The sequence below is a fragment of the Pseudomonas sp. SWI36 genome, from assembly GCF_002948105.1.
In the GTDB taxonomy this organism is placed as follows: domain Bacteria; phylum Pseudomonadota; class Gammaproteobacteria; order Pseudomonadales; family Pseudomonadaceae; genus Aquipseudomonas; species Aquipseudomonas alloputida.
The window spans coordinates 394,660-413,357 of the sequence record NZ_CP026675.1; the positions used below are offsets into that span (position 1 = coordinate 394,660).

Sequence of the window (18,698 nt, forward strand, 5' to 3'; positions counted from 1 at the left end):
CAAAGCGACCGAGACCATGACAGCGGACAACGCTATTTTCATTCCGCCCTACAAGGCTGACGACCAGGATGTGGTCGTCGAACTGAACAACCGTTTTGGCGCCGAAGCATTCGTCGCCCAGGAGACCCGCACCGGCATGCCCGTGCTGTGGGTAAAACGCGCCCAGCTCAAAGAGGTGCTCAGCTTCCTGCGCGGCGTCGCCAAGCCTTACAGCATGCTGTACGACCTGCATGGCGTCGACGAGCGCCTGCGCACCCAGCGCCGTGGTCTGCCAGCCGCCGATTTCAGCGTGTTCTACCACCTGTTGTCGATCGAGCGTAACAGCGATGTGATGATCAAGGTGTCGCTCAGCGAAGGCGACCTGAACCTGCCGACCGTGACGGGCATCTGGCCAAACGCCAACTGGTACGAGCGCGAAGTCTGGGACATGTTCGGCATCGACTTTGCCGGCCACCCGCACCTCAGCCGCATCATGATGCCGCCGACCTGGGAAGGTCACCCGCTGCGCAAGGACTACCCTGCCCGTGCGACCGAGTTCGACCCCTACAGCCTGACCCTGGCCAAGCAGCAGCTTGAAGAGGAATCGGCACGCTTCAACCCGGAAGCCTGGGGCATGAAACGTCAGGGCGCCAACGAGGACTACATGTTCCTCAACCTCGGCCCCAACCACCCTTCGGCGCACGGTGCGTTCCGTATCGTCCTGCAGCTGGACGGTGAAGAAATCGTCGACTGCGTACCGGACATCGGCTACCACCACCGTGGCGCCGAAAAAATGGCCGAGCGCCAGTCCTGGCACAGCTTCATCCCCTATACCGACCGTATCGATTACCTCGGCGGGGTGATGAACAACCTGCCGTACGTGCTTGCGGTAGAGAAGCTGGCCGGCATCAAGGTGCCGCAGAAGGTCGACGTGATTCGCATCATGCTGGCCGAGTTCTTCCGCATCACCAGCCACCTGCTGTTCCTGGGTACCTACATCCAGGACGTCGGCGCCATGACCCCGGTGTTCTTCACCTTCACCGACCGCCAGCGCGCCTACACCGTGATCGAAGCGATCACCGGTTTCCGCCTGCACCCGGCCTGGTACCGCATCGGTGGCGTCGCCCACGACCTGCCACGTGGCTGGGACAAGCTGGTCAAGGACTTCGTCGAATGGCTGCCCAAGCGCCTCGACGAATACACCAAGGCCGCCCTGCAAAACAGCATCCTCAAGGGCCGTACCATCGGCGTTGCCGCGTACAACACCAAGGAAGCGCTGGAATGGGGCACCACCGGTGCCGGCTTGCGTGCCACCGGTTGCAACTTCGACCTGCGTAAAGCCCGCCCTTACTCCGGCTACGAGAACTTCGAGTTCGAAGTACCGCTGGCCCACAACGGCGATGCCTACGATCGCTGCATGGTCCGTGTCGAGGAGATGCGTCAGAGTATCCGCATCATCGACCAGTGCCTGCGCAACATGCCGGAAGGCCCGTACAAGGCGGATCACCCGCTGACGACGCCGCCGCCGAAAGAGCGCACCCTGCAGCACATCGAGACCCTGATCACGCACTTCCTGCAAGTCTCGTGGGGCCCGGTCATGCCGGCCAACGAGTCGTTCCAGATGATCGAAGCGACCAAGGGCATCAACAGTTACTACCTGACGAGCGATGGCGGCACCATGAGCTACCGCACCCGGATCCGCACCCCGAGCTACCCGCACCTGCAGCAGATCCCTTCGGTGATCAAAGGCAGCATGGTCGCCGACCTCATTGCGTACCTGGGCAGTATCGACTTCGTTATGGCTGACGTGGACCGCTAAGCATGAACAGCACGCTTATCCAGACAGACCGTTTCGCCCTGAGCGAAACCGAGCGCTCGGCCATCGAGCACGAAATGCATCACTACGAGGACCCGCGCGCGGCGTCCATCGAAGCCCTGAAGATCGTCCAGAAGGAGCGTGGCTGGGTGCCAGACGGCGCCATTCACGCCATCGGCGAAGTGCTGGGCATTCCGGCCAGCGACGTCGAGGGTGTCGCCACCTTCTACAGCCAGATCTTCCGCCAACCGGTCGGCCGCCACATCATCCGCGTGTGCGACAGCATGGTCTGCTACATCGGCGGCCATGAGTCGGTGGTCAGCCAGATTGAGAGCGAGCTGGGCATCGGCCTCGGCCAGACCACCGCCGACGGCCGTTTCACCCTGCTGCCCGTGTGCTGCCTGGGCAACTGCGACAAGGCCCCGGCGCTGATGATCGACGACGACACCTTCGGTGACGTGCAGCCGGCTGGCGTTTCCAAACTGCTGGAGGGTTACGTATGACCATTACTTCCTTCGGCCCGGCCAACCGCATCGCGCGCTCGGCCGAAACCCACCCGCTGACCTGGCGCCTGCGTGACGACGGCGAGCCGGTCTGGCTGGCCGAGTACGAATCGAAGAACGGCTACGCCGCAGCCCGCAAGGCGCTGGCGCAAATGTCCGCCGACGACATCGTGCAAAGCGTCAAGGACTCCGGCCTCAAGGGCCGTGGCGGTGCAGGCTTCCCCACTGGCGTGAAGTGGGGCCTGATGCCCAAAGACGAATCCATGAACATCCGCTACCTGCTGTGCAACGCGGACGAAATGGAGCCGAACACCTGGAAGGACCGCATGCTGATGGAGCAACAGCCCCATCTGCTGGTCGAGGGCATGCTGATCAGCGCCCGCGCCCTCAAGGCCTACCGCGGCTACATCTTCCTGCGTGGCGAATACACCACCGCAGCGAAGAACCTCAACCGCGCCATCGATGAAGCCAAGGCCGCCGGCCTGCTGGGCAAGAACATCCTGGGCAGCGGTTTCGATTTCGAGCTGTTCGTGCACACCGGTGCCGGCCGCTACATCTGCGGTGAAGAAACCGCGCTGATCAACTCGCTGGAAGGCCGCCGCGCCAACCCGCGCTCCAAGCCGCCCTTCCCTGCCGCCGTTGGCGTGTGGGGCAAGCCGACGTGCGTGAACAACGTCGAAACCCTGTGCAACGTCCCGGCCATCGTCGCCAACGGCAACGACTGGTACAAGTCGCTGGCCCGCGAAGGCAGCGAAGACCATGGCACCAAGCTGATGGGCTTCTCCGGCAAGGTAAAGAACCCAGGCCTGTGGGAACTGCCATTCGGCGTTACCGCGCGCGAACTGTTCGAAGACTACGCCGGTGGCATGCGCGATGGCTTCAAGCTCAAGTGCTGGCAGCCAGGCGGCGCCGGTACCGGCTTCCTGCTGCCTGAGCACCTCGATGCGCAAATGTACGCCGGTGGCATCGCCAAGGTCGGCACCCGTATGGGTACTGGCCTGGCCATGGCGGTCGACGACAGCATCAACATGGTGTCGCTGCTGCGCAACATGGAAGAGTTCTTCGCCCGCGAGTCGTGCGGCTGGTGCACGCCATGCCGTGACGGCCTGCCGTGGAGCGTGAAGATGCTGCGTGCACTGGAAAGAGGCCAGGGCCGCGCCGAAGACATCGAGACGCTGCTGGGGCTGGTCAACTTCCTCGGCCCAGGCCGTACCTTCTGTGCTCACGCACCGGGTGCCGTCGAGCCGCTGGGCAGTGCCATCAAATACTTCCGCTCGGAGTTCGAGGCCGGTGTGGCGCCAGAAAGCGCTGCCACCCTGCGCCCCGACCTGGCGAAGCCGATCGTGGTCGGCGCATAACAAGATGATTAGGCGGGTGGTCCGTGCCACTCGCCAGCTTACCGGCAGGCCCGAGCAATCGAGGCGTGTCGCAAGCTCACCGATTTCCATTAGCCACGCCCGCTCACGCGGGCCAACGAAGAACTTTGAACAATGGCCACTATCCACGTAGACGGCAAAGCGCTCGAAGTCAACGGTGCAGACAACCTGTTACAGGCGTGTCTGTCGCTCGGCCTCGACATCCCTTATTTCTGCTGGCACCCGGCGCTTGGTAGCGTTGGCGCCTGCCGGCAGTGCGCAGTCAAGCAGTACACCGACGAGAACGACACCCGTGGTCGTATCGTCATGTCCTGCATGACCCCTGCTTCCGACGGCACCTGGATCTCCATCGACGACGAAGAGTCGAAGGCGTTCCGCGCCAGCGTCGTCGAATGGCTGATGACCAACCACCCGCACGACTGCCCGGTGTGCGAGGAAGGCGGTCACTGCCACCTGCAGGACATGACGGTAATGACCGGCCACAACGAGCGCCGCTACCGTTTCACCAAGCGTACCCACCAGAACCAGGACCTCGGCCCGTTCATCGCCCATGAGATGAACCGCTGCATCGCCTGCTACCGTTGCGTGCGCTACTACAAGGACTACGCCGGTGGTACCGACCTGGGCGTATACGGCGCCCACGACAACGTGTACTTCGGCCGCGTCGAAGACGGTGTGCTGGAAAGCGAGTTCTCCGGCAACCTGACCGAGGTCTGCCCGACCGGCGTATTCACCGACAAGACCCACTCCGAGCGCTACAACCGCAAGTGGGACATGCAGTTCGCCCCAAGCATCTGCCATGGCTGCTCCAGCGGCTGCAACATCAGCCCGGGTGAGCGCTACGGCGAACTGCGCCGTATCGAAAACCGCTTCAACGGTTCGGTCAACCAGTACTTCCTGTGCGACCGCGGCCGCTTCGGCTACGGCTACGTCAACCGCAAGGACCGCCCACGCCAGCCACAACTGGCCGACGGCACCAAGCTGGGCCTGGACGCCGCCCTGGACAAGGCCGCCGACCTGCTGCGCGGCCGTACCATCGTCGGTATCGGCTCGCCACGCGCCAGCCTCGAAAGCAACTACGGCCTGCGTGAGCTGGTCGGCGCCGAATACTTCTACTCGGGCATGGAAGCTGGCGAACTGGCCCGCGTACGCCTGGCCCTGAACGTGCTGAACAACAGCCCGCTGCCCGTGCCGACCCTGCGCGACATCGAAGACCACGACGCCGTGTTTGTGCTCGGTGAAGACCTGACCCAGACCGCTGCCCGCGTTGCCCTGGCCGTGCGCCAGGCCACCAAAGGCAAGGCCGAGGCCATGGCCGAAGCCATGAAAGTGCAGCCTTGGCTCGACGCTGCCGTGAAGAACATTGGCCAGCACGCGCTGTACCCGCTGTTCATCGCATCCCTGGCTGAAACCAAGCTGGACGACGTCGCCGAAGAGTGCGTACACGCCGCACCGGCCGACCTGGCCCGCATCGGTTTCGCCGTGGCCCACGCCATCGACCCGAGCGCCCCTGCCGTCGCCGGCCTGGACGACGAAGCCCAGGCCCTGGCCCAGCGCATCGCCGACGCCCTGGTCGCCGCCAAGCGCCCACTGGTCGTAGCCGGTACTTCGCTGGCCGACCCGGCGCTGATCGAAGCGGCTGCCAACATCGCCAAGGCCCTGAAGCTGCGCGAGAAAAACGGCTCGCTGAGCCTGGTGGTGCCTGAGGCCAACAGCCTCGGCCTGGCCATGCTCGGTGGCGAGTCGGTCGATGCCGCCCTGGACGCGGTCATCAGCGGCAAAGCCGATGCCATCGTGGTGCTGGAAAACGACCTGTACGCCCGCGTACCGGCCGCCAAGGTCGATGCTGCCCTGGCTGCGGCCAAGGTGGTGATCGTTGCCGATCACTCCAAAACCGCCACCGTCGACCGCGCCCACCTGGTGCTGCCGGCCGCCTCGTTCGCCGAAGGCGACGGTACCCTGGTCAGCCAGGAAGGCCGTGCCCAGCGCTTCTTCCAGGTGTTCGACCCGCAGTACCTGGACAGCAGCATCCAGATCCACGAAGGCTGGCGCTGGATGCACGCCCTGCGTGCCACCCTGCTGAACAAGCCGGTCGACTGGACCCAGCTGGACCACGTCACCAGCGCCTGCGCCGAAGCCGCTCCGCAACTGGCCGGCATCGTCAACGCCGCGCCGAGCGCTGCGTTCCGCATCAAGGGCATGAAGCTGGCCCGTGAGCCGCTGCGCTACTCCGGCCGTACCGCCATGCGTGCCAACATCAGTGTGCACGAGCCGCGCACCCCGCAAGACAAGGACACCGCGTTCGCCTTCTCCATGGAAGGCTACTCGGGTTCGGCCGAACCGCGCCAGCAGGTGCCGTTCGCCTGGTCGCCGGGCTGGAACTCCCCACAAGCCTGGAACAAGTTTCAGGACGAGGTCGGTGGCCACCTGCGTGCCGGTGACCCAGGCGTACGCCTGATCGAATCGCAAGGCGACCGCCTGAACTGGTTCAACGCCATTCCGGGGGCCTTCAACCCGGCCCGTGGCACCTGGACTGCCGTGCCGTTCTTCCACCTGTTCGGCAGCGAAGAAAGCTCCTCGCGCGCTGCTCCGGTCCAAGAACGCATCCCGGCTGCCTACGTGGCCCTGGCCAAGTCCGAAGCCGACCGCCTGGGCGTCAACGAAGGCGCCCTGCTGAGCCTGAACGTCGCCGGTGTGGCCCTGCGCCTGCCGCTGCGTATCAATGAAGAGCTGGGCGCTGGCCTGGTCGCGCTGCCGAAAGGCCTGGCTGGCATTCCGCCTGCCATCTTCGGTGCATCCGTCGAAGGTCTGCAGGAGGCAGCACAATGAGCTGGTTCACCCCCGAAGTGATCGATGTGATCCTCACCGTGCTGCGGGCCATCGTGGTCCTGCTGGCGGTGGTGGTCTGCGGTGCGCTGCTCAGCTTCGTCGAGCGCCGCCTGCTGGGCTGGTGGCAGGACCGTTACGGTCCGAACCGCGTCGGCCCGTTCGGCATGTTCCAGATCGCTGCCGACATGCTGAAGATGTTCTTCAAGGAAGACTGGAACCCACCCTTCGTCGATCGCGTGATCTTCACCCTGGCACCGGTAGTGGCCATGAGCGCCCTGCTGATCGCCTTCGTGGTCATCCCGATCACCCCGACCTGGGGCGTTGCCGACCTGAACATCGGCCTGCTGTTCTTCTTCGCCATGGCCGGCCTGTCGGTCTACGCGGTGCTGTTCGCCGGCTGGTCGTCGAACAACAAGTACGCCCTGCTGGGCAGCTTGCGTGCTTCGGCACAGACCGTGTCGTACGAAGTGTTCCTGGGCCTGGCGCTGATGGGCGTGGTGGTGCAGGTGGGTTCGTTCAACATGCGCGACATCGTTGAGTACCAGGCGCAGAACCTGTGGTTCATCATTCCGCAGTTCTTCGGCTTCTGCACCTTCTTCATCGCTGGCGTCGCCGTGACTCACCGTCACCCGTTCGACCAGCCGGAAGCAGAACAGGAACTGGCCGACGGCTACCACATCGAGTATGCCGGCATGAAGTGGGGCATGTTCTTCGTCGGTGAGTACATCGGCATCATCCTCATCTCGGCGCTGCTGGTAACCCTGTTCTTCGGCGGCTGGCACGGCCCGTTCGGCATCCTGCCGCAACTGTCGTTCCTGTGGTTCGCCCTGAAGACCGCGTTCTTCATCATGCTGTTCATCCTGCTGCGCGCCTCGATCCCGCGCCCACGCTATGACCAGGTGATGGACTTCAGCTGGAAGTTCTGCCTGCCGCTGACCCTGATCAATTTGCTGGTGACCGCTGCGATCGTGCTCTACAACACGCCAGCCGTCGCGGCCCAGTGAGGATTTGACCCATGTTCAAGTATATCGGCGACATCGTTAAGGGCACCGGCACCCAGCTGCGCAGCCTGGCAATGGTGTTCTCCCACGGGTTCCGCAAGCGCGACACCCTGCAGTACCCCGAAGAACCCGTGTACCTGCCGCCGCGCTACCGCGGCCGCATCGTCCTCACCCGCGACCCCGATGGCGAGGAGCGCTGCGTAGCGTGCAACCTCTGCGCGGTGGCCTGCCCGGTTGGCTGCATTTCGCTGCAGAAGGCCGAGACAGAGGACGGCCGCTGGTACCCGGAGTTCTTCCGCATCAACTTCTCGCGTTGCATTTTCTGCGGCCTGTGTGAAGAAGCGTGCCCGACCACCGCAATCCAGCTGACTCCGGATTTCGAAATGGCCGAGTTCAAGCGTCAGGACCTGGTGTACGAGAAAGAAGATCTGCTGATCTCCGGCCCCGGCAAGAACCCTGACTACAACTTCTACCGTGTTGCGGGTATGGCAATCGCTGGCAAGCCGAAGGGCTCTGCACAGAACGAAGCCGAGCCGATCAACGTGAAGAGCTTGCTCCCATAAGGACAGAAAGATGGAATTCGCTTTCTACTTCGCATCCGGGATCGCCGTGGTCTCCACCCTTCGGGTGGTAACTGGCACCAACCCCGTGCACGCCTTGCTTTACCTGATCATTTCGCTGATTTCCGTGGCCATGATCTTCTTCGCACTGGGTGCGCCGTTTGCCGGCGCCCTGGAAGTGATCGCCTACGCCGGCGCCATCATGGTGCTGTTCGTGTTCGTGGTGATGATGCTCAACCTCGGGCCGGCTTCGGTCGCCCAGGAACGGGGCTGGCTCAAGCCCGGCATCTGGGCCGGGCCGGTAATCCTCGGCGCCCTGCTGCTGGCGGAGCTGCTGTACGTGCTGTTCGTCACCCCGAGTGGCGCCGGCATCAGCGGTACCACCGTGGGCCCGAAAGCCGTGGGCATCAGCCTGTTCGGCCCTTACCTGCTGGTGGTCGAACTGGCGTCGATGCTGCTGCTGGCTGCAGCCGTCACCGCCTTCCACCTGGGCCGCAACGAGGCGAAGGAGTAAATCATGGGTGCTATCCCTCTCGAACATGGTCTGGCGGTCGCAGGCATCCTGTTCTGCTTAGGTCTGGTTGGCCTGATGGTCCGCCGCAACATCCTCTTCGTGCTCATGAGCCTGGAAGTCATGATGAACGCCTCTGCCCTGGCGTTCGTCGTCGCCGGTGCCCGTTGGGTCCAGCCCGACGGTCAGGTGATGTTCATTCTGGTGATCAGCCTGGCAGCCGCCGAGGCCAGCATTGGCCTGGCCATCCTGCTGCAGCTGTATCGCCGCTTCCACACTCTCGACATCGATGCTGCCAGTGAGATGCGCGGATGAACCTTCTCTTCCTGACTTTCGTCTTTCCCCTCATCGGCTTCCTGCTGCTGTCGTTCTCGCGTGGACGGTTCTCGGAGAACCTGTCCGCCCTGATCGGCGTCGGCTCGGTAGGCCTGTCGGCCGCCACGGCCGCTTACGTCATCTGGCAGTTCAACGTCGCCCCGCCTGAGGGCGGCGCGTACAGCCAGCTGCTGTGGCAGTGGATGTCGGTGGACGGCTTCGCGCCGAACTTCACCCTGTATCTGGACGGCCTGTCGGTCACCATGCTCGGTGTGGTGACCGGTGTCGGCTTCCTGATCCACCTGTTCGCATCCTGGTACATGCGTGGCGAAGCCGGCTACTCGCGCTTCTTCTCGTACACCAACCTGTTCATCGCCAGCATGCTGTTCCTGGTCCTCGGCGATAACCTGCTGTTCATCTACTTCGGCTGGGAAGGCGTGGGCCTGTGCTCGTACCTGTTGATCGGTTTCTACTACAGCAACCGCAACAACGGTAACGCAGCACTCAAGGCATTCATCGTCACCCGTATCGGCGACGTGTTCATGGCCATCGGCCTGTTCATCCTGTTCGCCCAGCTGGGCACCCTGAACGTGCAGGAACTGCTGGTGCTGGCACCGCAGAAGTTCCAGGCTGGCGACACCTGGATGGTGCTGGCCACGCTGATGCTGCTGGGTGGTGCGGTCGGTAAATCGGCACAGCTGCCATTGCAGACCTGGTTGGCCGACGCCATGGCGGGCCCGACTCCGGTTTCGGCACTGATCCACGCCGCAACCATGGTGACCGCGGGCGTGTACCTGATCGCCCGTACCAACGGCCTGTTCCTGCTTGCGCCGGACATCCTGCACCTTGTAGGTGTGGTCGGTGGCGTGACCCTGGTACTGGCAGGCTTCGCTGCGCTGGTACAGACCGATATCAAGCGTATCCTCGCCTACTCGACCATGAGCCAGATCGGCTACATGTTCCTGGCCCTGGGCGTGGGTGCCTGGGACGCGGCGATCTTCCACCTGATGACCCACGCCTTCTTCAAGGCCCTGCTGTTCCTTGCCTCCGGTGCGGTGATCGTTGCCTGCCACCACGAGCAGAACATCTTCAAGATGGGCGGCCTGTGGAAGAAACTGCCCCTGGCCTACGCCAGCTTCGTGGTCGGTGGTGCGGCACTGGCGGCCCTGCCGATCGTGACCGTAGGCTTCTACTCCAAGGACGAGATCCTCTGGGAAGCCTTCGCCAGCGGCAACACCGGCCTGCTGTATGCCGGCCTGGTAGGCGCGTTCATGACCTCGCTGTACACCTTCCGCCTGATCTTCATCGCCTTCCACGGCGAAGCCAAGACCGAAGCCCACGCTGGCCACGGCATCAGCCACTGGCTGCCGCTGGGCGTGCTGATCGTGCTGTCGACCTTCGTCGGCGCCTGGATCACCCCGCCGCTGGCCGGTGTGCTGCCGGAAAGCGCCGGCCATGCCGGTGGCGAAGCCAAGCACGCGCTGGAGATCACCTCGGGTGCCATCGCCATCGCCGGTATCCTGCTGGCCGCCCTGCTGTTCCTGGGCAAGCGCCGCTTCGTCAGCGCCGTCGCCAACAGTGGCATCGGTCGCGTCCTGTCGGCCTGGTGGTTCGCTGCCTGGGGCTTCGATTGGATCTACGACAAGCTTTTCGTCAAACCGTACCTGCTGATCAGCCACATCCTGCGCAAGGACCCGGTTGACCGCACCATCGGCCTGATTCCTCGGATGGCGCGTGGTGGCCACGTGGCCATGAGCAAGACCGAGACTGGCCAACTGCGCTGGTACACCGCCTCTATCGCCGTGGGTGCCGTGCTGGTGCTCGGTGCCGTGGTAGTGGCTGCGGTATGACTATGAATCTTGCGACTTTGCCAAAGGAAACCAACCCGTCATGATTTTGCCTTGGCTGATCCTGATCCCCTTCATCGGCGGCTTCCTCTGCTGGCTGGGTGAGCGCTTCGGCGCCACCCTGCCGCGCTGGATTGCGCTGCTTACCATGTCCCTGCTGCTTGGCATCGGCCTGTGGCTGTGGGGTACCGGCGACTACACCCTTGCTCCCGCCCCGGGCGCCGAACCGGCCTGGGCTCTCGAATACAAAGTCGAGTGGATCAAGCGTTTCGGCATCAGCATCCACCTGGCCCTGGACGGCCTGTCGCTGCTGATGATCCTGCTCACCGGCCTGCTCGGTGTGCTGTCGGTCCTGTGTTCCTGGAAAGAGATCCAGCGCCACGTCGGCTTCTTCCACCTCAACCTGATGTGGATCCTCGGCGGCGTGGTCGGTGTGTTCCTGGCCCTGGACCTGTTCCTGTTCTTCTTCTTCTGGGAAATGATGCTGGTGCCGATGTACTTCCTCATCGCGCTCTGGGGTCACAGCTCGGCAGACGGCAAGAAGACCCGGATCTACGCGGCGACCAAGTTCTTCATCTTCACCCAGGCCAGCGGCCTGATCATGCTGGTGGCGATCCTGGGCCTGGTGCTGGTCAACTACAACACCACTGGCGTGCTCACCTTCAACTACAGCGACCTGCTCAAGGCCGAGTTGCCAGCCGGTATCGAGTACGTGCTGATGCTGGGCTTCTTCATCGCCTTCGCGGTGAAGCTGCCGGTGGTGCCGTTCCACTCCTGGCTGCCTGACGCTCACGCCCAGGCACCGACCGCAGGCTCGGTGGACCTGGCGGGTATCTTGCTGAAGACCGCGGCCTACGGCCTGCTACGCTTCGCCCTGCCGCTGTTCCCGAACGCCTCGGCCGAGTTCGCGCCGATCGCCATGACCCTGGGCCTGATCGGTATCTTCTACGGTGCCTTCCTGGCCTTCGCACAAACCGACATCAAGCGCCTGATCGCCTTCTCCAGCGTCTCGCACATGGGCTTCGTGCTGATCGGTATCTACTCCGGCAGCCAGCAGGCCCTGCAAGGTGCGGTGATCCAGATGCTGGCCCACGGCCTGTCGGCTGCGGCGCTGTTCATCCTGTCCGGCCAGCTGTACGAGCGCCTGCACACCCGTGACATGCGTCAGATGGGTGGCCTGTGGCACCGCATCGCCTACCTGCCGGCCATCAGCCTGTTCTTCGCAGCGGCATCGTTGGGCCTGCCAGGCACCGGCAACTTCGTCGGCGAGTTCCTGATCCTGATCGGCAGCTTCGTGCACGTGCCGTGGATCACCGTGATCGCCACTACCGGCCTGGTGTTCGGTTCTGTTTACTCGCTGATCATGATCCACCGTGCCTACTTCGGCCCGGCCAAGACCGACACCGTGCTGGCCGGCATGGACGGTCGCGAACTGATCATGGTTCTGGGTCTGGCGGTATTGCTGATCCTGCTGGGCGTGTATCCGCAGCCGTTCCTCGACACCTCTGCCGCCACCATGAGTGGTGTGCAGCAGTGGCTCGGATCCGCTTTCACTCAACTCGCTTCGGCCCGGTAAGAGCGCTATGGAATTCACCACTCAACACTTCATCGCATTGGCGCCGATGCTGATCACCACCATCACCACGGTGGTGGTGATGCTGGCGATCGCCTGGAAGCGCAACCACTCGCAGACCTTCCTGCTGTCCACCGTGGGCCTGAACCTGGCCCTGCTGTCGCTCCTGCCGGCGCTGAAGGTCGCGCCGCTGGCGGTCACCTCGCTGATCACCATCGACAAGTTCGCCTGCCTGTACATGGCGATCATCCTCGTGGCGACGCTGGCCTGCGTCACCCTCGCCCACGCCTACCTCGGCGAGGGCGCCAAGGGTTTCCCGGGCAACCGTGAAGAACTGTACCTGTTGCTGCTGATGTCGGCCCTCGGTGGCCTGGTGCTGGTCAGCGCCAACCACCTGGCCGGCCTGTTCATCGGCCTGGAGCTGTTGTCGGTACCGGTCTATGGCCTGGTGGCGTATGCCTTCTTCAACAAGCGATCGCTGGAAGCCGGCATCAAGTACATGGTGCTGTCGGCCGCAGGCTCGGCTTTCCTGCTGTTCGGCATGGCCCTGCTGTACGCCGACGCCGGCAGCCTGAGCTTCGACCAGATCGGCAAGGCCCTGGCTACCACCAGCATGCCAAGCCTGGTGGCCCAGCTGGGCCTGGGCATGATGCTGGTTGGCCTGGCCTTCAAGCTGTCGCTGGTACCGTTCCATCTGTGGACTCCGGACGTGTACGAAGGCGCTCCGGCGCCGGTCGCCGCGTTCCTGGCAACCGCCAGCAAGGTGGCAGTATTCGCCGTTGTCGTACGCCTGTTCATGCTCTCCCCTGCTGCCAGCAGCGGCGTGCTCAGCACCGTACTGGCGGTGATTGCCGTAGCCTCGATCCTGATTGGTAACCTGCTGGCACTGACCCAGAGCAACCTCAAGCGTCTGCTGGGTTACTCGTCCATCGCCCACTTCGGTTACCTGGTCATCGCGTTGGTCGCCAGCAAGGGCCTGGCCCTGGAAGCCATGGGCGTTTACCTGGTCACCTACGTGATCACCAGCCTGGGCGCCTTCGGTGTCATCACCCTGATGTCCTCGCCGTACGGCGGCCGTGACGCCGATGCCCTGTACGAGTACCGCGGCCTGTTCTGGCGCCGCCCGTACCTGACAGCGGTACTGACCGTGATGATGCTGTCGCTGGCGGGTATCCCGCTGACCGCCGGCTTCATCGGCAAGTTCTACATCATCGCTACCGGCGTCGAATCGCACCTGTGGTGGTTGGTCGGTGCGCTGGTGATCGGTAGCGCCATCGGCGTGTACTATTACCTGCGCGTCATGGTTACCCTTTACCTGGTCGAGCCGAACCTGCGTCGTCACGACGCCCCGCTCAAGTGGGAACAGCGCACCGGCGGCGTCATGCTGCTGGCTATCGCCATTCTCGCTTTCGTACTGGGTGTGTACCCGCAGCCCCTGCTGGAAATGGTTCAGCAAGCGGGCCTGCAACTGATCGGTTGATCACCCCGGCAGCGCCGGTAACAGAAAACACCCCGCCTAGGCGGGGTGTTTTTTTATCTGCACGTTTTGCTACCTGCGCCCACGGGTGCCTCACTCACTCGGGCAGCCCTGACCTGCGCCCGGCAAGGCGGCCTTGCGCAAATCACCATTGGCCGAAGGCAGGTACACTTCCGGGTTGGGCATGCCGCTGGGGGAGAGTTCATGGGTCATTTCGAATTCGGCGCGCACTGACCAGCCACACGCCTCGGTAGTGCATTGCAAATAAGCGATTCGCAGGAAAATATGGCGCCCTTCGCTAGTACGTATGCGCATCCGGCTGTGGCAATGCGGGCAAACCAGCTTGTAAGTACTCACGGCAAGTACCTGCTAGCATTGCCCAGGCTAGTCTGTGTGTCAGTATTGGCTGCAACTGTGGGTGTATTCTTCAATTTGATGGTTCTCATTGCAGAAGTGCTCCTTAAAACGCAGGGCTGTATTCATAACGAGTAGTTTAAGCCCATGGAATATCATTAAACCAGTCATGGATATTTGTTATGAGTACTCACATACTTGCTGAGGTGCTCACGCGCCTTAAGCTTCTCACTGGCGCAAACACTGATGCCGAGCTGTCACGTGCACTGTCGGTCAGCCCGCAAACGCTGAGCAGCTGGAAGGTTCGCGAGAGCATTCCTTACTCACTTTGCATAGACATCGCCAAAAAGCATGCATGCTCACTGGACTGGCTATTGCTGGGTCAAGCCGAGCACATCGCCGCCGACCCAGGTGATGCGGGCTGGGAGTGCGAAATGCTCGAACGGCTGCGCACGCTCTCGCACAGCGATCGCCAGGCCATCCTGCTGTTCATCAAGGACAAACAGCGCATCCAGCAGTTGGAACAGCAACTGAGCGAGCTCGGCGGCGCAACCAATGGCTAACCCCGACGGCGCCAGCGCTGGATGAGCTCGCGCGGGTCGAGTGTATCCAGCCAGACCATGACCTTGAGGCTGATGGGGATCACCACCACAGCGGCCACGAATGCCGCCATGCCCCGGGTCAGCAAAGGCACCAATGACGAAACCAGTGGCTCGAACAGATGGCCCACGCCCACGGTCACGAATAGCAGCAGCAGTTTCTTGGCCAGCGTCAGGCGCCTGGCCTCACTGGTGATCAATCGATCGCGTGCCGCGCTCACCAACAATGCTCCCAGCAGCGCGGCGAACAGCACATCGCCATCCACCCCCAGGAACGTCACCAATGCCGGGGCCAGGTGGTCGAAAACAGATCGCTCAGGCATGCACTTGCCCTCCGCGCGGAACAGGCAGGCAGGCGGTTGAACCCAGGCTATACATGACCGCCGCTTCGACGAAACGGATGTAGCACACCCGCAAGGCACGCCCATGATCATGCCCGGCCACATCCTCGAGCCGCTTGTAGCCCCGCTCTCGCAGCACTGAACGCCAGCGGGCGAATTCCCGTGCTGCCTCGATGGCTGCGCAGCGCGCGGCCACTTCCAAAGCCGCGTCACTGACAGACCGCGGCAGTTGCAGGTGCTCACGCAACCTGCCCAGATCCACCCGCGGCCAGAACGGGTCATGGCAATCGGCAAAGCGCGGTAGCCGAGGATCGTTGCTCATGCGCTACCCCCTTACTGCTCGGCCAGCATGCCGTAGCGAATGGCCTTGATCACAGCAGCCACCCGGGTAGGCACTTCGAATTTGCGCAGGATGTTGGACACGTGAAAGTTCACCGTCGACTCCTTGCATTCAAGGATCTGGCCAATCTCCCACGAGCTCTTGCCATAAGCACACCACAACAGCACTTGCTGTTCACGTGGCGTCAGGCGAACCGGGGCGTCCGCCAAGGGTTGCTGCGAGTGTCGAGCGTTGTCAGTCATGTTTGAACTCCACGGGTGATTGAGCGAGGCATTGCTGCCTACTTGCAGTCACCTTACGAAGCACAGGCCACCCACCTCCACCGCCATGGTTTGTAAAGAACTTTCGTACAAGACCGCATGACGAAGGTGACGAACGATTTGCTGACTTTCTGCGTGCTCCAAGCCGCATTTCGCTCGTCTCAACGCCGTTGTCCATTCGCCTTTCGCCTGGAGTCGTACAATGCGTTCCGATTTACCCCTCTCGTCCTGCCTCGGTCTGCTGGCGGCCTTGGCTGCCACTCAGCCCGCCCTGGGGGCATCCTCGGTCGAATTGGGCCGGGTGCTGATCACCGATGAGGAGCAGAACGAGCTGACGGCAGCCAGCGAGCGCCTGCGTGAAATACCGGGGGCCAGCAACCTGGTGGACATGCAGCGCGTGGGGCAAGGCCGAGTGGCCAGCAACCAGGACGTACTGGCCTACCAGCCTGGGGTGTTCGCCCAATCGGCAGGCAACGACGGCGTCAAGCTGTCGATACGCGGCTCGGGCATCAACCGTGCGCCGGGGGCGCACGGTTCCGGTGTCTACACCATGTTCGACGGCCTGCCGTTGACCGGCCCGGGCGGTACGCCTTACGAACTGTTCGAACCGCTGTGGCTGAGCCGTGCCGAAGTGCTGCGTGGCGCCAATGGCTTTGACCAAGGCTCCCTGGCCTTGGGCGGTGCGATCAACTACGTCACCCACACCGGCTACGACGCGCCTGCACTGCAAGTACGCTACGAAGTCGGTAGCCGCGGCTACCAGCATCGGCACATCAGTTCGGGCAAGGTGCTGGGCAACCTCGACTATTACGTGGCCCTGACCGATTCGGAATATGACGGCTACCAGGCGCACAGCAGCGGCAGCGCCAAGGGCATTGCCGCCAATGCCGGTTACCGCTTCAACCCCAACCTGGAAACCCGCTTCTACCTGCGCTATCGGGAAACTGAAAACGAACTGCCCGGCCGCCTGACCAAGGACCAGATCAAGCACCACCCGCGCGCGGCCAACCCCAACTATCTGGCACGCGACGACAGCCGCCCGCAACCAGGCAGCACCTGGGTGGGCAACAAGACGACCTTCTACCTCGACGACGAGGCACGCCTGGAAGCCGGCCTGGTCTATCACGACTACCCGATGGACCTGCGCGAAGGCCCCATGCGCCTGAAGGTCGCCTACACCGATGTCAGCGGTACGCTGAACTATTTCCGCCGCGACACACTGTTCGGCCGCGAGAGCAAGACCACCGTCGGTTGGCGTACCACCAAGCACCTGCCCAACAGCGGCGCTTCGCAATTTACCCGCAATGGCGATGTGTTCGGCGAGCGCACCCGTGACTTCACCTACCAGGGCTCGGACACCGTGCTGCATGTTGGCAACGACCTGGAACTGGTCCCCAACCTGTGGCTGAGCACCGGCCTGGCCATGATCTACACGCGCCGCGAAAGTGACGTGACCTACCCCTCTGAAGGCGGCAAGGTGAGCATGCATGACTGGGACTATGCCCCCCGCTTGGGGCTACGCTACGACATTCGTCCGGACTTGCAGGTGTACGGCAACCTGAGCCGCTCGGTAGAGCCGCCACACCCGTGGTCGCTGATCTGGAGCGCGCCCAGCACCGGCGGCAAGCAGATCCAGCCGATCGAGATGCAGAACCAGACAGCCACCACCCTGGAACTGGGCGCCCGTGGCGACTCGGCCCTCGGCCGCTGGGACCTGGCCTGGTACTACTCGCAAGTACGCCACGAACTGCTGGCCGTTGAGGTAGTTCCGAACTTCACCTCGGAATTCAACGCCAGCGCTACCGTGCACCAAGGCGTGGAAGCCGGCCTCGACAGCACCCTGTGGGAGCGCGCGGGCACTGGCAAGCTGAGCTTGCGCCAGGCCTACACCTTCAGCGACTTCCACTACCGTGATGACGACACGTTTGGCGACAACCGTCTGCCCGGCATCCCCATGCACTACTACCAGGCCGAGCTGCGCTATGACTGGCCGAACGGCTTCTATGCCGGGGTCAATACACAAATGGCCTCGAAGGTGCAGGTGGACTATGCCAATAGCTACCACGCCGATGAATATGCCTTGCTCGGTGCGCGCGTTGGCTGGGACTCACCGAAACAGGACTGGCAGACCTGGCTGGACCTGCGCAACCTGACCAACCAGCGCTATGCAGCGACCGTGACGCCGGCCTACAACGACGCCGGCAAGGACAATGCCCGTTCGACACCGGGCGAAGGGTTTGGCGTATACGCGGGGGTTTCATACAGCTTCCGCTGACGGGTAGGAGCGGGTTTACCCGCGAATGCGTCGGCAAGTTCAATGACGCATTCGCGGGTAAACCCGCTCCTACGGGGGGGCGCTGCACAGCATGATTAGGGGTTCAGACCGCCCTGTTCAACTTCACCCATGAAGCAAACCTGTCGACAAACGCCTGCAAGAACGGTCGCGTCTTATCGTTGAGCTTGCCCGAATCCTCGAACAAGCTCGCCGCACCGCCAAGGTAAGCCTCGGGCATCTGCATGCAGGGCATGTCGAGAAACACCAGCGACTGGCGCACCGCATGGTTGGCGCCAAAGCCACCAATCGCCCCCGGCGACACACTCACCACCGCCGTCGGCTTGCCGCTCCAGGCACTTTGCCCGTAAGGACGCGAACCCACATCGATGGCATTTTTCAGGCAGCCTGGCACCGAGCGGTTGTATTCCGGGGTGACGAACAACACCGCATCACTGCGACGGATTTCATCGCGAAAACGCTTCCAGGTTTCCGGCGGTGCCTCGGCTTCGATATCTTCGTTGTACAGCGGCAGGTCGCCAATCTCGACGATCTTCAGCGCAAGGCTGGACGGCGCCAGCTCCGAAAGTGCGCGGGCGACCTTGCGGTTGTAGGACTCCTTGCGCAAGCTGCCCACGACGACTGCTACCGAATACACCTGACTCATGGCAATTCCAACCTTTGCGGGTTAAATAGACGTTGTAGTTATAGATGACCGTTCTCCGGCGCCTGAGTTTTTTTTTCC

At 62.9% G+C, this 18,698-nt stretch carries 18 protein-coding genes; 13 read left to right on the forward strand and 5 right to left on the reverse strand.

Translation table 11 applies throughout. The features are described from left to right. The first annotated feature begins 16 nt into the window (after positions 1-16). The 11 genes from nuoC to nuoN all read left to right on the forward strand — a co-directional run bounded on the left by nuoC (position 17) and on the right by nuoN (position 13,790). Positions 17-1,798 (forward strand): NADH-quinone oxidoreductase subunit C/D, encoded by a 1,782-nt coding sequence (gene nuoC, locus C4Q27_RS02100; RefSeq protein WP_003251431.1) that lies wholly within the window; start codon positions 17-19, stop codon positions 1,796-1,798. 2 nt (positions 1,799-1,800) lie between these two features. After that, entirely contained in the window at positions 1,801-2,298 is a 498-nt protein-coding gene (gene nuoE, locus C4Q27_RS02105) for an NADH-quinone oxidoreductase subunit NuoE (RefSeq protein WP_104886394.1), read from the forward strand. After that, positions 2,295-3,656: an NADH-quinone oxidoreductase subunit NuoF gene (gene nuoF, locus C4Q27_RS02110; protein WP_020192000.1), complete on the forward strand. Its 1,362-nt coding sequence runs from the start codon at positions 2,295-2,297 to the stop codon at positions 3,654-3,656. Before nuoE ends, nuoF begins: the two co-directional genes overlap by 4 nt. Positions 3,657-3,788: 132 nt before the next feature. Continuing rightward, positions 3,789-6,503, forward strand: coding sequence for an NADH-quinone oxidoreductase subunit NuoG (gene nuoG / locus C4Q27_RS02115; RefSeq protein ID WP_020192001.1), 2,715 nt, complete (start codon positions 3,789-3,791; stop codon positions 6,501-6,503). Continuing rightward, the gene (nuoH, locus tag C4Q27_RS02120) at positions 6,500-7,507 is read left to right on the forward strand and encodes an NADH-quinone oxidoreductase subunit NuoH (protein ID WP_003251440.1); all 1,008 of its coding nucleotides are present in this window, start codon (positions 6,500-6,502) and stop codon (positions 7,505-7,507) included. Before nuoG ends, nuoH begins: the two co-directional genes overlap by 4 nt. A gap of 11 nt (positions 7,508-7,518) precedes the next feature. After that, entirely contained in the window at positions 7,519-8,067 is a 549-nt protein-coding gene (nuoI, locus tag C4Q27_RS02125) for an NADH-quinone oxidoreductase subunit NuoI (RefSeq protein WP_003251442.1), read from the forward strand. Positions 8,068-8,077: 10 nt separating this feature from the next. After that, the gene (nuoJ, locus tag C4Q27_RS02130; RefSeq protein ID WP_019438098.1) at positions 8,078-8,578 is read left to right on the forward strand and encodes an NADH-quinone oxidoreductase subunit J; all 501 of its coding nucleotides are present in this window, start codon (positions 8,078-8,080) and stop codon (positions 8,576-8,578) included. A gap of 3 nt (positions 8,579-8,581) precedes the next feature. After that, positions 8,582-8,890 carry an NADH-quinone oxidoreductase subunit NuoK gene (nuoK, locus tag C4Q27_RS02135; RefSeq protein ID WP_003251446.1) on the forward strand — a complete coding sequence of 103 codons (309 nt, stop codon included), beginning with the start codon at positions 8,582-8,584 and terminating at the stop codon, positions 8,888-8,890. Next, positions 8,887-10,740 carry an NADH-quinone oxidoreductase subunit L gene (gene nuoL, locus C4Q27_RS02140; RefSeq protein WP_064493165.1) on the forward strand — a complete coding sequence of 618 codons (1,854 nt, stop codon included), beginning with the start codon at positions 8,887-8,889 and terminating at the stop codon, positions 10,738-10,740. Before nuoK ends, nuoL begins: the two co-directional genes overlap by 4 nt. Positions 10,741-10,780: 40 nt before the next feature. Beyond that, the gene (nuoM, locus tag C4Q27_RS02145; RefSeq protein WP_010954904.1) at positions 10,781-12,313 is read left to right on the forward strand and encodes an NADH-quinone oxidoreductase subunit M; all 1,533 of its coding nucleotides are present in this window, start codon (positions 10,781-10,783) and stop codon (positions 12,311-12,313) included. A 7-nt stretch (positions 12,314-12,320) separates the two neighbouring features. Beyond that, complete coding sequence (gene nuoN, locus C4Q27_RS02150) at positions 12,321-13,790, forward strand: NADH-quinone oxidoreductase subunit NuoN (RefSeq protein ID WP_010954905.1); 1,470 nt, start codon at positions 12,321-12,323, stop codon at positions 13,788-13,790. A 90-nt stretch (positions 13,791-13,880) separates the two neighbouring features. Here nuoN and C4Q27_RS02155 read toward each other — a convergent pair whose 3' ends face one another. Continuing rightward, positions 13,881-14,144, reverse strand: a complete 264-nt coding sequence (locus C4Q27_RS02155) for an ogr/Delta-like zinc finger family protein (protein WP_004576942.1) — start codon at positions 14,142-14,144, stop codon at positions 13,881-13,883. Positions 14,145-14,323: 179 nt separating this feature from the next. Between C4Q27_RS02155 and C4Q27_RS02160 the strand changes: the two genes are divergently transcribed. Further along, on the forward strand, positions 14,324-14,704 hold the full coding sequence (locus tag C4Q27_RS02160) for a helix-turn-helix domain-containing protein (protein WP_014861245.1): 381 nt from the start codon (positions 14,324-14,326) through the stop codon (positions 14,702-14,704). Here the strand turns inward: C4Q27_RS02160 and C4Q27_RS02165 are convergent. Genes C4Q27_RS02165 through C4Q27_RS02175 form a run of 3 tightly spaced genes read right to left on the reverse strand, consistent with a single transcriptional unit; the run spans position 14,701 to position 15,663 of the window. Then, positions 14,701-15,063: a hypothetical protein gene (locus C4Q27_RS02165; protein ID WP_014590308.1), complete on the reverse strand. Its 363-nt coding sequence runs from the start codon at positions 15,061-15,063 to the stop codon at positions 14,701-14,703. The two genes, C4Q27_RS02160 and C4Q27_RS02165, sit on opposite strands and share 4 nt — an antisense overlap. After that, a complete protein-coding gene (locus C4Q27_RS02170) occupies positions 15,056-15,403 on the reverse strand; it encodes a head completion/stabilization protein (protein WP_064493164.1) in 348 nt (115 codons plus the stop codon). The genes C4Q27_RS02165 and C4Q27_RS02170 overlap by 8 nt, the downstream gene beginning before the upstream one ends. Before the next feature lie 11 nt (positions 15,404-15,414). Then, a complete protein-coding gene (locus tag C4Q27_RS02175; RefSeq protein WP_003251454.1) occupies positions 15,415-15,663 on the reverse strand; it encodes a helix-turn-helix domain-containing protein in 249 nt (82 codons plus the stop codon). 220 nt (positions 15,664-15,883) lie between these two features. On the opposite strand from C4Q27_RS02175, the gene C4Q27_RS02180 reads away from it, so the two are divergent. After that, positions 15,884-17,956 (forward strand): TonB-dependent receptor domain-containing protein, encoded by a 2,073-nt coding sequence (locus tag C4Q27_RS02180; protein WP_064493163.1) that lies wholly within the window; start codon positions 15,884-15,886, stop codon positions 17,954-17,956. Between the two features lie 103 nt (positions 17,957-18,059). On the opposite strand, the gene chrR is transcribed toward C4Q27_RS02180, so the two are convergent. Continuing rightward, positions 18,060-18,620 (reverse strand): class I chromate reductase ChrR, encoded by a 561-nt coding sequence (gene chrR / locus C4Q27_RS02185; RefSeq protein WP_003251456.1) that lies wholly within the window; start codon positions 18,618-18,620, stop codon positions 18,060-18,062. Between the last annotated feature and the right edge of the window lie 78 nt (positions 18,621-18,698).

Bases quoted from the DNA above. Each gene is read 5' to 3' on its own strand.
- nuoC (WP_003251431.1), top strand. From the start codon at position 17: ATGACAGCGGACAACGCTATTTTCATTCCGCCCTACAAGGCTGACGAC.
- nuoE (WP_104886394.1), top strand. From the start codon at position 1,801: ATGAACAGCACGCTTATCCAGACAGACCGTTTCGCCCTGAGCGAAACC.
- nuoF (WP_020192000.1), top strand. From the start codon at position 2,295: ATGACCATTACTTCCTTCGGCCCGGCCAACCGCATCGCGCGCTCGGCC.
- nuoG (WP_020192001.1), top strand. From the start codon at position 3,789: ATGGCCACTATCCACGTAGACGGCAAAGCGCTCGAAGTCAACGGTGCA.
- nuoH (WP_003251440.1), top strand. From the start codon at position 6,500: ATGAGCTGGTTCACCCCCGAAGTGATCGATGTGATCCTCACCGTGCTG.
- nuoI (WP_003251442.1), top strand. From the start codon at position 7,519: ATGTTCAAGTATATCGGCGACATCGTTAAGGGCACCGGCACCCAGCTG.
- nuoJ (WP_019438098.1), top strand. From the start codon at position 8,078: ATGGAATTCGCTTTCTACTTCGCATCCGGGATCGCCGTGGTCTCCACC.
- nuoK (WP_003251446.1), top strand. From the start codon at position 8,582: ATGGGTGCTATCCCTCTCGAACATGGTCTGGCGGTCGCAGGCATCCTG.
- nuoL (WP_064493165.1), top strand. From the start codon at position 8,887: ATGAACCTTCTCTTCCTGACTTTCGTCTTTCCCCTCATCGGCTTCCTG.
- nuoM (WP_010954904.1), top strand. From the start codon at position 10,781: ATGATTTTGCCTTGGCTGATCCTGATCCCCTTCATCGGCGGCTTCCTC.
- nuoN (WP_010954905.1), top strand. From the start codon at position 12,321: ATGGAATTCACCACTCAACACTTCATCGCATTGGCGCCGATGCTGATC.
- C4Q27_RS02160 (WP_014861245.1), top strand. From the start codon at position 14,324: ATGAGTACTCACATACTTGCTGAGGTGCTCACGCGCCTTAAGCTTCTC.
- C4Q27_RS02165 (WP_014590308.1), bottom strand. From the start codon at position 15,063: ATGCCTGAGCGATCTGTTTTCGACCACCTGGCCCCGGCATTGGTGACG.
- C4Q27_RS02170 (WP_064493164.1), bottom strand. From the start codon at position 15,403: ATGAGCAACGATCCTCGGCTACCGCGCTTTGCCGATTGCCATGACCCG.
- C4Q27_RS02175 (WP_003251454.1), bottom strand. From the start codon at position 15,663: ATGACTGACAACGCTCGACACTCGCAGCAACCCTTGGCGGACGCCCCG.
- C4Q27_RS02180 (WP_064493163.1), top strand. From the start codon at position 15,884: ATGCGTTCCGATTTACCCCTCTCGTCCTGCCTCGGTCTGCTGGCGGCC.
- chrR (WP_003251456.1), bottom strand. From the start codon at position 18,620: ATGAGTCAGGTGTATTCGGTAGCAGTCGTCGTGGGCAGCTTGCGCAAG.